Below are 12,656 nucleotides of genomic sequence, written 5' to 3' on the forward strand. Positions count from 1 at the left end.
GGTTCGGTCTTACATCCCCCGCGAGCGTTCACGCGCTGCAGCCGACGCCTCCGAGTAGCGGCACGCCCCGTCCCAGCCAACCTGCGCAAGCGCGCACATGCCGGCCGCGGATGCGCCCACAAGGCCGAGTCCGGCGGAACCATCCAGTGCCGGCCGAAGGTCCCATGCGTACGCGAATCCGACCGCGCTTCCAGCCGACATCCCGACTGCGACCTGCAACCACGGGCTCGCTGCGACTCGCGGCAGGTGCTGCAGCAGCGACACCAGGACACCGACGATGAACGCGGGGATGAACATCAGCCCGTAGGTCACCCTGGTCAGCCACAGCAGCAACCCGCCGGGCGGGCGCCAGGTGTCGCCCAGCATTGGCGGCCCAACCAGGCACAGCCAGGCCAGCACGGTCATCGGCGGACCCGCCAGGCTGTACAGCAGCAGCGTCCGGGCATTCAACAGCGCGAGGAGGGCCGTCATGGTCCCGCTGGATCCGTGCGCAGTGCGATCCGGCGATAGCCGTCCGCGTCGACACCGCGCGCATCACCGTCGATCCGGGCGCACAGCCGTCCGTCGCAGGAGGTCACGTCGGCGCGGTTGATGGCGTCGAGCAAGGCCTGGTCGCGCGCGACCGAGCCGAGTTCCCGGTACGCCGATGCCACCGTGACGCCCGCGGCGGCGGCCGCCAACACGGCGACGACGAGGAGGCTGCCCGAGACCATCCGCGACGCCCGCATCCGGGTGCGCATCGATGCCTGCTGCGCCGCGACCGCACGGGCGTTGTCGATGGCCAAGGCGTCAGACATCCGTGCGACCTCGGCGGCGAACGCGGCAGCCACGGCCTCCACGCGCTGGACGGCGCGGGCGCTGCGCTCGTCCAGGCGCTCCGCGACGATCGCGAGTTGCAGGGCGAACTCGCGCGGATCACCGCGCTCCGGACCAATGCTCACGGCGATACCTGTGCTGGCGCCGCCGCCGGGTTGCGCGGCGCTGAAGACCGTTCGGGCGGGTGAAGACCTTCCCGCTCGACCTGCCAGGATCGGTCCGTGGCCATCCCTTCCCGCACCACGCCACTGACGAAGGATGCCGCCATGAACGCGTGGCCCGCAGGCGTCGCCCTGTACATCGCCGTGGCAGCGTCCATTCCGGGCAGGTCGTTGCGGACGGCGGCTGCGACCAGCTGGGAAAAGCTCGCCTTCAGGTCCTGGGCATGTTCCAGCGCCTGCGCGCGCAGGGGAAACCGCGTGAAGGCCACCGCCTGGTCCACGACCCCGCTGTCGTGCTGGAACATGCCGCGCACGGCCTGCATCGCCGTGTCCATCTTGGGGTCGCTGCCGCCGGGCAGGCGCGCCCTGCCGACATGCTCGAACTCCAGCGTGGCGGCGACGCGAGGATCGACCGCGTCGCGCAGGCACGGCGTGGGCATCCGGGGACAGGCGGGGCCGAGCCGGGTGTGCAGCTCGCGCTCGCCATGCGTGCGGTAGTGGTGGTCTGGCCAGAGGCCGTACAGATGCTGTTCGGAGCGATGCACGGCGTAGAGCCTGGGATCCAGCGCCTCCGCCACCTTGCCCAGGCGTTCTCCGCCGAGCAGCGTGTTGAAGTAGTCGATCGCGAAGTTGTGGACGACGCGCCCGGTGCCGTCGAGCAGGTACGTACCACCCAGGTCGGAGTGGGCGCCGGGCACTTCGAGATTCGCCATCCGCCCCTGGTCGGACAGGCCCGGCGGCAGGTGCTGGGTCGAGGTGAAATGGCTCCGTCCTTCGTCCCGGCTGGTGATCTGCACCGCACTGACGTTCGATGCCGGCATGCCGCGGTCGGTGTCATAGACACCGGTGCCGACGGGATCTACGAGGAAAGCCACCTGCGCGGTCCGCCCTGGCGGCACCAGCGGCGGCCGGTCCGCCCAGGCGATGCTCTTCAGGATTCCGTCGCCGTCGTACCGGGCGACGGCCCCGTCCGGATCCCGGATACCGCGCTCGTGCACAAGACGCTCCAACAGCGCGACGGTCTCCGCACCGCGGCTGAACCCGATTCCGGCGAGGTGGATGCGGGCATTGGGGTCTTCACGCAACCATTGGCTGGCCTGCACGCAAAACTCGAGGTACGCATGCTCAGCCCTTTCTTCAAGCGTGAATGCCAGTGCCCCGTCCAGGATGCGCCGTACAGGTCCCGCTTGCGTGCCCACACCTTCGAGGTATCCGACTTTCACTGAGGAATCGGCGAGTGATTCGATTGCACGACCAATAACGGCAACTACCGACAGTGCTTCAAGTCCGTCTTTGAGACGGCTGTTGCTGGTGCCGTCCAGTGCAGCGACATACAGCCTGTCGTGAGGCGATGTCATCAGCCTTGGCGCGCGTACCTGCTGCATCCGGGCGCGCGTAAGGTCGAGCATGGAATGCTCTTCCTTGCTCAGCACGCGCGCTTGCACGCCGTCGGGCGTGAGCCTGTATTCGTTCATGCGATCCTCCTTGATCGCGCCGCCGGATCAATGTGTTTTCGAATGCACGAGCACCAGACCTGTATGAAGGTCGCTGTGTGGATTCGCAGGATCCTGGAGTTCCTTCAAAGGGATCCAGGTACTCATGTAGGTATTGATCGTACGATCGTTCACAACGAGGATGATGCCGGGTCGAGGGATAAGTGAGTCCTCCATGATGTCTTCTCTGGCCACGGTATGACGGACCATACGATCGGCGAAAATGTCGGCGATATCCACGCGTGCCATGAGCCTTGTGCCGTCGATGGTTGTCCACTCCACTTCGGCGGGTGGCGGGAAGTTTCTGATCGGTCCCCTGCCAGCATGAAGGGCTTCCCTCAGCGGCCGTTCCAGCGATGTGATCGGTGGTCTGGGCTGGTCGCTGCCATGCATTTGCCCTGCATAGCTGATCTGGCAGGACGCCACGCCAAAACAGTACGCACCGAAGCTGTGAAACGGAAACCACAGCGGCCAATCCGCCACCGTCCCCGTATACGGACCATGCCCAGGCGGCGGCTTCATGTTGTCCGGCGAAGAAGGCGCCCTCGAGCTGCACGCTTGCAGCAGCGCGGCAGCCAGGATCAGAACGGCGGCGGTCCGGGCGAGGCGTGCCGCGCGCGAGTCACGTCGTGTGTGCATGCGTCCATGTCCGTATGGGCTCGATTCGACGCTAGTCGCTCGCGCCCCCGACCGTCAAGCCGGGCTGGTGCGGACGTCCCGGCGCGCGCGCCTCTGCCGGCGGCGGCGTCAGCCCGGACGTCCGGCCACCAGCCATGGCCTGCGCGAACCTGTCCATCTCCGCGCGCGCCTGCGCCGGCGTGGCTTGGCTGGATCCGGGAACCTGCGGCACGATGAGCGAGACCTCGAGCAGGTACTGGCCATCGACGACGAACTGGCTGATGCCCATGGTGGTCAGGAGGTCTTCCTGGGCGTTGAAGCGGGACGTCGGGAAGCACGCCGACGGGGCACGGCCGGGGACCAGCATCTCCAGCCCGCGACCGGGTTTTCCGAAAGATGCACGAAGGTGACGGGCAGGCCCGGCACGGACCGGGCGCTCTCGAGCTGCAGGGACATCATGGCGACAAGCGTGCCGCTGGGGCTGCCCGTCTGCAGTGGCTCGGGCAATTCGGTCACCACCACGGCCGCGATCGGCGGAGCGTCGAGGTCGCGCGCGAACAGGATGGAATGATCGATGAAGCGGCGCGACCGGTCGCCCTCGACGATCGTCACGACCGGCTTCCCGCCTCCCGGCAGTTCGGGGATGGCGAAGCTGTATCCGGTTCCCGGCAAGGCGACCCGCCCTGATGCCAGGATCGTGGCTTCCGCAGGATGGCGGACCTGCTGGAGCATCGCGTCGCGGCCGCAGTCAAGCGTCCCGAACCAGATGCTCTGAGCACCGGCCCCCGGTGCGCCATCGCGTGTCGCGGCGGCGGGTCCGGCCGCCAGGGCGAGGACCACCGTGAGCGCGAGTGCAGCTGGCAGGCGCGGATGCACGCGATGTGCGCCCCCTGCATTCGTGTCTTCCATGACGAGCTCCATCCCGGGTGGAGATCGAGCATGCCGCGCCCGGCAACGGACGCACCGTCGGGGAATCCTGATTCGGGCACCGGTGTGCGACGCGGCCGTGAGCCGCTATGCGCCGCGACAGCCCCACAGTGCACGGATCCCGGCGATGCCCTGCCCGCCCCGGCGCCTGGCGTCGCCCATGTCCTCCGGCCCAAGCCCGCCGATCGCATACACGGGCAGGCTCACAGACTCCCGCAGCGCTGCGAATGCCTCCCAGCCGATGCCCGGCTCGCCAGGGTGGCTGGCCGTCGCCTTCACCGCCCCCAGCACCACGAAATCGCAGCCCAGCCGCGCGGCGTGGGCGAGGTCTTCGGCCGTATGGCACGACGCGGCCAGCAGCGAACCTTCCGCCAGCATCGGGCGTTGGGTGATCGTGGCGAGCTGCGACGAGCGCAGGTGCACGCCAGTGCCCAGTTCGCAGGCCAGGGCGACGTCGGCGTTGACCAGCAGCTCCGCGCCAGCGCGGCGGCAGCGGGCAGCGGCGGCGGTCGCGAGTTCGCGGAACAGGTCGGGGGCGGCGCCGGGAAGGCGGAGCTGGATGCGGGAGATGCCGTTGGCCAGCGTGGCGTCGAGGCCAGCGAGCCAGTCGACCGCGGCGGCGGTGGCATCTGTGTCTGTAGGAGCGGCTATAGCCGCGATCGCATCTCCGCAAGTGCGATCGCGGCTATAGCCGCTCCTACAGGAGATCGCGGGCGACCGCAGACCGGTAATGGCGTAGGCGTCAGGCTGCGGCAGGCCGGGGCTGATGGCGTAGCGGTCGGGCTGTTGCAGGGCGGCCACCACGGGGATGTCGGCCGGGGGCATCGCGTAGCTCGACAGCTTGTGCGGCGGCACCCAGGCCAGGGCCTGGCCTTCGCGGCCGCGCGGGGTGCCGGTCCAGCGCGCGACATGGCGGACATCGAGTCGCAGGCGCTTGTCGGGATAGCGCTGCGGCACGGTGATCAGATGCTCGCCCACGCGGGCGTCGATGCCGAGCTCTTCCTGCAGCTCGCGGGCCAGCGCGGCCTCCGGGCTCTCGCCGGCCTCGCGCTTGCCGCCGGGAAACTCCCAGAGACCGGCGAGGTCACGGCCTTCGGTGCGGCGGGTCAGCAGGATCCGACCGCGGGGATCGGTGATGACGGCGGCGACGACTTCGACGACTTTCATCGATAGGCCCCGAAGCCGCGTGCCCCAATGCAGGAGCGGCTACAGCCGCGATCGCCTAGCACTACGGGATTGGCCGGGGCAGCCGCGGGATCGAGTCGCAACACCGGATTGGCCGAGCTAGCCGCGAGGTCGATCGCGGCTGTAGCCGCTCCTACAGGGGGCGGTGCTTTGGCGTCAGGCGAGCTGCCCATGGCAGTGCTTGTACTTCTTGCCGCTGCCGCAGGGACACGGGTCGTTGCGTCCCACCTTGGGGCCGCGGTCGGCGGGGTCGCCCTCGTACTGGTAGTCCGGGTCGGCGGCTTCCTCGTCGGCGCCGTAGCCGCCGCTGTCGGCGTGCTGGAACTGCATGCGCCGCGCCTGGGCTTCGGCCTGCTCGCGCTCCTGTGCTTCCAGCGCGGCCACTTCCTCTTCGGTGCGTACGCGTACGCGCGCGAGCATCATCACCACTTCGCGCTTGACCTTGTCGAGCATCTCCGAGAACAGCTCGAAGGCCTCCTTCTTGTACTCCTGCTTCGGCTGCTTCTGGGCATAGCCGCGCAGGTGGATGCCCTGGCGCAGGTAGTCCATGCGCGCGAGGTGCTGCTTCCAGTTGTCGTCGAGCACGCTGAGCATGATGTGCTTCTCGAGCATGCGCATGGTTTCGGGGCCGGTCGAGGCTTCCTTCGCGGCCACCGACTGCTCCACCGCCTCCTGCACGTGCTCGAGGATGCGTTCGGCGTCGACCTCGGCCTGCGCCGCCACCCAGCCGGCGACGTCGATCGCCATGCCGAAGTCGGCATCGAGCGCGGCCTGCAGGCCGGCGATGTCCCACTGGTCGTCGACTGAATCCGGCGGCACGAAGCGCTCGACCAGGTCGCCGACCACGTCGGTGCGGATGCCGGCGATGTTGCCGGCGATGTCCTCGGCCTCGAGCAGTTCGTTGCGCTGGCCGTAGATGACCTTGCGCTGGTCGTTGTTGACGTCGTCGAAGTCGAGCAGGTTCTTGCGGATGTCGAAGTTGTGCGCCTCGACCTTGCGCTGGGCGTTGGCGATCTGCTTCGACACCAGCGGGCTTTCGATGATGTCGTCTTCCTTCAGGCCCATGCGCGCCATGACCTTCTGCACCCAGTCGGCGGCGAAGATGCGCATCAGGTTGTCTTCGAGCGACAGGTAGAAGCGGCTGGAACCCGGATCGCCCTGGCGACCGGAGCGACCGCGCAGCTGGTTGTCGATGCGGCGGCTCTCGTGGCGCTCGGTGCCGACGATGTGCAGGCCGCCAGCGGCCTTCACCGCGTCATGGCGCTCCTGCCAGGCGGTCTTCAGCGTGGTGCGCGTTCCGGCGTCGATCTCGCCCTGCTCGGCCTCGAGTGCGGCCAGCTCCGACTCCAGCGAACCACCGAGCACGATGTCGGTGCCGCGGCCGGCCATGTTGGTGGCGATGGTGACCGCGCCCGGACGGCCGGCCTGGGCGATGATGATCGCCTCGCGCTCGTGCTGCTTGGCGTTGAGCACTTCGTGGTGGATGCCGGCTTCGGTCAGCTGCTGGCTCAGCATCTCCGAGACTTCGATCGAGGTCGTGCCGACCAGCACCGGCTGCTGGCGGGCATGCGCTTCCTTCAGCTCGTTGATCACCGCGCGGTACTTGCCGGCGCGGTTGAGGAACACGGCATCGGGATGGTCGACGCGGATCATCGGGCGGTGGGTCGGGATCACCACCACTTCGAGGCTGTAGATGCTGTTGAACTCGAAGGCTTCCGTGTCCGCGGTGCCGGTCATGCCCGACAGCTTTCCGTACATGCGGAACAGGTTCTGGAAGGTGATGCTGGCCAGCGTCTGGTTCTCGCGCTGCACCGGCACGCCTTCCTTGGCCTCGACCGCCTGGTGCAGGCCGTCGGACCAGCGGCGTCCCGGCAGGGTGCGGCCGGTGAACTCGTCGACGATGATGACCTCGCCGTCGCGCACGATGTAGTCGACGTCGCGCTGGTAGATCGCGTGCGCGCGCATCGCGGCGTTGAGGTGGTGCACCACGTGGATGTTGTGCGGGTCGTACAGGCCATCGTCCTCGCCGAGGATGCCGGCGCGGCGCAGCAGGGTCTCGGCCAGCTCCTGGCCGGCCTCGGACAGGTGCACCTGCTTGCCCTTCTCGTCGACCCAGAAGTCGCCTTCGGCCTGCTCGTCGGCCTGGCGGGTGAACTCGGGGACGATGCGGTTGACCTTGATGTACAGGTCGGGCGTCTCGTCGGCGGGTCCGGAGATGATCAGCGGCGTGCGCGCCTCGTCGATCAGGATCGAGTCGACCTCGTCGATGATCGCGTAGTGCAGGCCGCGCTGGTAACGCTGCTCCTTCGACAGCGCCATGTTGTCGCGCAGGTAGTCGAAGCCGAATTCGTTGTTGGTGCCGTAGGTGATGTCGGCGCCATAGGCGGCGTGCTTGTCGCCGTGCGGCATGCCCGGATAGACCACGCCCACCGACAGGCCCAGCCAGTTGTAGAGCCTGCCCATCTGCGCGGCGTCGCGGCGCGCCAGGTAGTCGTTCACCGTGACCACGTGCACGCCCTTGCCTTCCAGGGCGTTGAGGTAGACCGCCAGCGTCGCGACCAGGGTCTTGCCCTCGCCGGTGCGCATCTCGGCGATCTTGCCGGTGTGCAGCACCATGCCGCCGACCAGCTGCACGTCGTAGTGGCGCATGCCCAGCACGCGGACCGAGGCCTCGCGGCAGACGGCGAAGGCCTCGGGGAGGACCTTGTCGAGCGCTTCGCCGTTGGCGATGCGCTGCTTGAATTCGGGGGTCTTGGCCTGCAGCTCGGCGTCGGAAAGCGCCTGCATCTGCGGCTCGAACGCGTTGACCTTCGCGACGACCTTGTTGAACTGACCGACGATGCGTTCGTTGCGGCTGCCGAAGACGCTGGTGAGCAGGCGATTGAGCATTGGGTGACCGGTTGGGAGGAGTGGATGGCGCTGGCATGGGCCCGGAAACAGGAAAAGGGCGCGAGGCGCCCTTTCCAGCTGGCCACGGGATTGTACCGTGGGGGTCCCGGGACCGCCTATCAAGCCCCGCGGAGCGACCAGGCCTCGCGGCTGACCTGCCGAAACACCCTGCTGTAGGAGCGGCTACAGCCGCGATGGCCCGCTGCCTGGCAGTGCCAAGCGGCAATCGCGGCTGTAGCCGCTCCTACAGGGCAGGCTCGCGCAATCGCGGCTGCAGCCGCTCCTGCAGGGCTGATTGCGTCAGTGCTTCTCGCCGAGGAACTTGCGCGGATTCATCACGCGGCCGTTCTCCCAGACCTCGAAGTGCACGTGCGCGCCGGTGCTGCGGCCGGTGCTGCCGGCCTTGGCGATCTCGCGGCCCACGCGCACCAGGTCGCCGACCTGCACGGTGTTGCGGGAGTTGTGCGCGTAGCGGGTCACGTAGCCGTTGCCGTGGTCGATCTCGACCACGTTGCCGTAGCCCGAGCGCGAACCGGAATAGCTGACCACGCCGTCGGCCACGGCGAGCACCGGATCACCGGTGCGCGCATCGAAGTCGATGCCTTTGTGCCAGGCCGCGCCGCCGCCGAACGGATCGGCGCGGCGGCCGAAGCCGGAGGTGATGTAGCTGGAGGCCACCGGCGAACGCGAGGGTACGGCGTTCTTGTCGAGCTCGCGGTTGAACAGCAGCATCTCGAGCACCGACAGCTGGCCGCCGGCGGCGGCGAAGTCGGCGTCGATGCCGGTGATGCCCTCGCGCAGCTCGCCCGCCGGCATGTCGCGCACCGGGCCATGGCCGCCGATGCCCACCGGGCTGTTGAAATCAAACTCGCCGTCGCCGAGCTGGGCGACCTGGGTCAGGCGGTCGCCGAGGGCGTTGAGGCGCGTGGCCTCGGCCTGCAGTTCGCCCAGGCGCGCCGCCAGGGCATTGACCTCGCGCTGGGCGTCGGCGCGGGTGTCCTCGAGCTGGGCATCCTGGGTCGCGAGCTCCGTGCGCAGCGCGTTGACCTCGCTGGACTGGATGCTGGCGCCGAGCGCCGCGCCGGCCACCAGGGTGGCCGCGACCAGCGCCAGCGGCTGGCGGGCGCCGAGGCCGGCCATGCGCCTGCCGCCGCGGCGGAGGTAATGCAGGCACCAGGCCTGAGAATGAAGAAGCGTACGTTGTAGAGTCATATCACCATGTCTTCCGGTAGAGCCTAGTGGCTTCCCCCAAAGGTCCGCGCGCCGTCCTCGACGCGCTGGCAGCCGATGCAAGCGGCCGCTCCCCGATCAAGCGCGCGTTGTGGCTCGACGCACTCGACCGCACCCTGCGCCCACATCTTCCGGTTTCACTTGCCGCGCACGCGCGGCTTGCGAATGTGGATGGCGCAAAGCTCGTGTACCTGGTGGATTCGCCACTGTGGAACGCCAGCCTCAGGCTTGCCGCTCCAGCGCTTCTGGACGCCGCCCGTTCGCACGGGCTGGATGTCCGGGAGCTCAGGGTCAGGACGACCACCCAGCCGCTGTTCCCGCCTGCGCGGGTCGAAACGGCCATACGTCCGCTGTCGGCATCCGCACCACAAGGGCTGCGGGATGCCTTGGCGTCGCTGCGTGTCCCCCTGGACGACGACAGCGACGGGTCCTGAATTCGACGACCCGCTTCCGGGCCGACGGAGCATCCTAGCGGTCACGGGCATGTGAAACGTTAACCGGACCGGGCGTTATTTCGCCATTTCCGTTAATTTTTCATTAAAAAGAGCACCTGGCGCACATGATCCGGAAGGCGGACAGGTGGAGGACAGGTCCGTGAGGGCCGAACCTGTAGGAGCGGCTATAGCCGCGATCGATCTCGAACGATGAAAGCAACCCTGATGGGTGCCATTGCCCCGCGCGGATGCCGATGTGGATCGCCGCAGGGTCTGCATCCGGGATACAGCGGAGGGCGATCGCGGCTGTAGCCGCTCCTACAGGGGGAGCCGGGGGAGCGCGCTACGCCGCCGGCTGCAGGGCGCCGTAGGCGACCGGGCTGGTATCCGTCTCGGGGTAGGTCACTTCTTCCCACGCGCCCTCTTCGGCCAGCAGCGCACGCACCAGCTTGTTGTTGAGCGCATGGCCGGACTTGAAGCCCTCGAAGGCGCCGATGATCGGTCGCCCCGCCAGGTAGAGGTCACCGACCGCGTCGAGGATCTTGTGGCGCACGAACTCGTCGGCGTAGCGCAGGCCGTCCTCGTTCAGCACCCGGAAGTCGTCGAGGACGATGGCGTTGTCCATCGAGCCGCCCAGGCCCAGGTTGCGGTCGCGCATGTACTCGAGGTCGCGCATGAAGCCGAAGGTGCGCGCGCGGCTGACCTCGCGGATGTAGTTCTCGGTCGAGAACTCCACCTCGGCCCGAGAGCGGGTGGTCGGGATGGCGGGATGGTTGAAGTCAATGGTGAACCCGAGGCGGAAGCCGTCGTAAGGCTCGAAGCGGGCGATCTTGTCGCCCTCGCGGACCTCGACCGGGCGGGTCACGCGGATGAAGCGCTTGGGCGCGTCCTGCTCGACGACGCCCGCCGACTGCAGCAGGAACACGAACGGGCCCGACGAGCCGTCCATGATCGGCACCTCGGCGGCGGACAGCTCGACCATGATGTTGTCGATGCCGAGTCCCGCCAGGGCCGACATCAGGTGCTCGACGGTCTGCACGTTGGCGCCGTCGGTGGACAGGCCGGTGCAGAGCGTGGTCTCGGTGACCAGGGTGGCAGCGGCCGGGATCTCGACCGCCGGCTCGACGTCGATGCGGCGGAACACGATGCCCGAATCGGTCGGCGCCGGGCGCAGGGTCATATAGACCTTCTCGCCACTGTGCAGCCCCACGCCGGTGGCGCGGGTGACGTTTCGGATGGTGCGCTGCTGGGCCATTCGCGGGGGCTCTGGGTCCTGAGCGGCCGCGCAGGGCGGGCGCCAAATGAAAGCGGTTCGCAATTTAGCACGCGACAGGCTGAACCTGAACGGTGCGGGGCGGCCGTTGGCGGGGCTTGCCGTGGACGCACTGTCCTGCGTGCAGGGCGCGGCTATGGGTGCGATTGGCGGCAGAGGCAGCGCAAGAGCAACCTGTAGGAGCGGCTATAGCCGCGATGGCGTTGGCTCTCGACGACCGCGCGTACCAGGACGTGCGGCGATCGCGGCTATAGCCGCTCCTACAGGGGCGGACCGGGCGTGGCGAGGGCGCGCGCTCGGGGCTGGAGCGCCCCGAACCACACCGTGGCCAATGGGCCCCGCCATCGGCGGGGCCCCCTTCCGGTCAGTCGGCCTGGCGGCGCAGGAAGGCCGGGATGTCGAGGTAGCCGGACTCGTTGCCACCGCCGAAGTCGGCGACGGCGGGCGTGACCGGCGCGGCGGCCGGCTCGGCCGAGCCGCGGCGCAGGCCGAAGCCGCCCGTGGCCGCGACCGGCTGCTGCACCTCATCCTCGATCAGCATGCCGGTGGTGCCGTCTCGGCGGCCGGTGTTGATCAGCTGGATGTGCGAGCGGCGCTGGGGCTCCTGGTAGGCGTCGGCGCGGCCATGGCCGTGGCCGGTGCTGCGGGCGCGGCTGGCGTTGAGGCCGGTCGCCACGACCGTGACCCGAACGTCGTCCTGCATGTCCGGGTCGAGCACGGTGCCGATGACGATGGTCGCGTCCTCGCTGGCGAAGTTCTCCACCGTGCGGCCGACTTCGTCGAACTCGCTCATGGTGAAGTCCGGGCCGGCGGTGATGTTGACCAGGATGCCGTTGGCGCCGGCCAGGTTGACGTCGTCGAGCAGCGGGTTCTGGATCGCGGACTCGGCGGCGGCCTGGGCGCGGTCGTCGCCGCGGGCGGTGCCGGTGCCCATCATCGCCAGGCCCATCTCGCCCATCACGGTGCGCACGTCGGCGAAGTCGACGTTGATCAGGCCCGGGCGCACGATCAGGTCGGCGATGCCCTGCACGGCGCCCAGCAGCACGTCGTTGGCGGCGCGGAAGGCCTGCACCATGGTGGCGTTGCGGCCGAGCACGGTGATCAACTTCTCGTTGGGGATGGTGATCAGCGAGTCGCAGCTGGCGGCCAGCTCCTCGATGCCCTTCAGCGCGACCTGCATGCGGCGGCGGCCTTCGAACGGAAACGGCTTGGTGACCACGGCGACGGTCAGGATGCCCATCTCCTTGGCCAGCTGCGCGACGACGGGCGCCGCACCGGTGCCGGTGCCGCCGCCCATGCCGGCGGTGATGAAGACCATGTCCGCGCCCTGCAGCGCTTCCATGATCTGGTCGCGGTCCTCGAGCGCGGCCTGGCGGCCGACTTCCGGATTGGCACCTGCGCCCAGGCCCTTGGTGACGCTGGTGCCGAGCTGCAGCTGCAGCTTGGAGCCGCAGTTCTTGATCGCCTGCGCGTCGGTGTTGGCGGTGATGAACTCCACGCCGTCCACGCTGCTGTTGACCATGTGGTTGACGGCGTTGCCACCGCCGCCACCCACGCCGATGACCTTGATGACGGCGTTGGGAGCCATCTTTTCAACCAGTTCGAAGTGCGCCATGTCCGTAGTCCTCTT

12 protein-coding genes and 1 pseudogene are annotated in these 12,656 nt (G+C 68.6%); 1 reads left to right on the top strand and 12 read right to left on the bottom strand.

Annotated elements, in window-relative coordinates:
• Window positions 1–9 precede the first annotated feature (9 nt).
• The 10 genes and pseudogenes from JGR68_RS11465 to JGR68_RS11505 form a co-directional block, all read right to left on the bottom strand.
• Entirely contained in the window at window positions 10–471 is a 462-nt protein-coding gene (locus JGR68_RS11465; RefSeq protein WP_199362709.1) for a hypothetical protein, read from the bottom strand.
• Window positions 468–941 carry a hypothetical protein gene (locus tag JGR68_RS11470; RefSeq protein ID WP_199362708.1) on the bottom strand — a complete coding sequence of 158 codons (474 nt, stop codon included), beginning with the start codon at window positions 939–941 and terminating at the stop codon, window positions 468–470. The genes JGR68_RS11465 and JGR68_RS11470 overlap by 4 nt, the downstream gene beginning before the upstream one ends.
• Window positions 938–2,452, bottom strand: coding sequence for a DUF2235 domain-containing protein (locus JGR68_RS11475; RefSeq protein WP_199362707.1), 1,515 nt, complete (start codon window positions 2,450–2,452; stop codon window positions 938–940). Before JGR68_RS11475 ends, JGR68_RS11470 begins: the two co-directional genes overlap by 4 nt.
• Before the next feature lie 27 nt (window positions 2,453–2,479).
• Window positions 2,480–3,109: a hypothetical protein gene (locus JGR68_RS11480; RefSeq protein ID WP_199362706.1), complete on the bottom strand. Its 630-nt coding sequence runs from the start codon at window positions 3,107–3,109 to the stop codon at window positions 2,480–2,482.
• 31 nt (window positions 3,110–3,140) lie between these two features.
• A complete protein-coding gene (locus tag JGR68_RS11485) occupies window positions 3,141–3,377 on the bottom strand; it encodes a hypothetical protein (RefSeq protein ID WP_199362705.1) in 237 nt (78 codons plus the stop codon).
• Between the two features lie 5 nt (window positions 3,378–3,382).
• Window positions 3,383–3,997, bottom strand: coding sequence for a hypothetical protein (locus JGR68_RS11490; protein ID WP_199362704.1), 615 nt, complete (start codon window positions 3,995–3,997; stop codon window positions 3,383–3,385).
• A gap of 105 nt (window positions 3,998–4,102) precedes the next feature.
• Window positions 4,103–4,771 carry a thiamine phosphate synthase gene (locus JGR68_RS14145; protein ID WP_343225159.1) on the bottom strand — a complete coding sequence of 223 codons (669 nt, stop codon included), beginning with the start codon at window positions 4,769–4,771 and terminating at the stop codon, window positions 4,103–4,105.
• Window positions 4,754–5,182: pseudogene (gene mutT / locus JGR68_RS14150) on the bottom strand (8-oxo-dGTP diphosphatase MutT); the annotation flags it as partial. The gene JGR68_RS14145 and the pseudogene mutT, both read right to left, overlap by 18 nt.
• A gap of 174 nt (window positions 5,183–5,356) precedes the next feature.
• A complete protein-coding gene (gene secA, locus JGR68_RS11500) occupies window positions 5,357–8,089 on the bottom strand; it encodes a preprotein translocase subunit SecA (RefSeq protein ID WP_199362702.1) in 2,733 nt (910 codons plus the stop codon).
• Window positions 8,090–8,389: 300 nt separating this feature from the next.
• Window positions 8,390–9,229: a M23 family metallopeptidase gene (locus tag JGR68_RS11505; RefSeq protein ID WP_199362701.1), complete on the bottom strand. Its 840-nt coding sequence runs from the start codon at window positions 9,227–9,229 to the stop codon at window positions 8,390–8,392.
• Between the two features lie 98 nt (window positions 9,230–9,327).
• Here JGR68_RS11505 and JGR68_RS11510 point away from each other — a divergent pair, with 98 nt between their 5' ends.
• Window positions 9,328–9,753, top strand: a complete 426-nt coding sequence (locus JGR68_RS11510) for a DciA family protein (protein ID WP_199362700.1) — start codon at window positions 9,328–9,330, stop codon at window positions 9,751–9,753.
• A gap of 343 nt (window positions 9,754–10,096) precedes the next feature.
• Here JGR68_RS11510 and lpxC read toward each other — a convergent pair whose 3' ends face one another.
• Both lpxC and ftsZ read right to left on the bottom strand, forming a co-directional pair.
• Window positions 10,097–11,008: a UDP-3-O-acyl-N-acetylglucosamine deacetylase gene (gene lpxC / locus JGR68_RS11515; protein WP_199362699.1), complete on the bottom strand. Its 912-nt coding sequence runs from the start codon at window positions 11,006–11,008 to the stop codon at window positions 10,097–10,099.
• Between the two features lie 382 nt (window positions 11,009–11,390).
• On the bottom strand, window positions 11,391–12,641 hold the full coding sequence (ftsZ, locus tag JGR68_RS11520) for a cell division protein FtsZ (RefSeq protein ID WP_199362698.1): 1,251 nt from the start codon (window positions 12,639–12,641) through the stop codon (window positions 11,391–11,393).
• Window positions 12,642–12,656 lie beyond the last annotated feature (15 nt).

Source organism: Luteimonas sp. MC1750, assembly GCF_016615955.1.
Lineage (GTDB): Bacteria > Pseudomonadota > Gammaproteobacteria > Xanthomonadales > Xanthomonadaceae > Luteimonas.

Excerpts from the sequence above, each read along its gene's own strand:
- JGR68_RS11480 (WP_199362706.1), bottom strand. The coding sequence starts at position 3,109 with ATGCACACACGACGTGACTCGCGCGCGGCACGCCTCGCCCGGACCGCC.
- JGR68_RS11485 (WP_199362705.1), bottom strand. The coding sequence starts at position 3,377 with ATGGGCATCAGCCAGTTCGTCGTCGATGGCCAGTACCTGCTCGAGGTC.
- JGR68_RS11490 (WP_199362704.1), bottom strand. The coding sequence starts at position 3,997 with ATGGAAGACACGAATGCAGGGGGCGCACATCGCGTGCATCCGCGCCTG.
- JGR68_RS11475 (WP_199362707.1), bottom strand. The coding sequence starts at position 2,452 with ATGAACGAATACAGGCTCACGCCCGACGGCGTGCAAGCGCGCGTGCTG.
- secA (WP_199362702.1), bottom strand. The coding sequence starts at position 8,089 with ATGCTCAATCGCCTGCTCACCAGCGTCTTCGGCAGCCGCAACGAACGC.
- lpxC (WP_199362699.1), bottom strand. The coding sequence starts at position 11,008 with ATGGCCCAGCAGCGCACCATCCGAAACGTCACCCGCGCCACCGGCGTG.
- ftsZ (WP_199362698.1), bottom strand. The coding sequence starts at position 12,641 with ATGGCGCACTTCGAACTGGTTGAAAAGATGGCTCCCAACGCCGTCATC.
- JGR68_RS11505 (WP_199362701.1), bottom strand. The coding sequence starts at position 9,229 with ATGGCCGGCCTCGGCGCCCGCCAGCCGCTGGCGCTGGTCGCGGCCACC.
- JGR68_RS11465 (WP_199362709.1), bottom strand. The coding sequence starts at position 471 with ATGACGGCCCTCCTCGCGCTGTTGAATGCCCGGACGCTGCTGCTGTAC.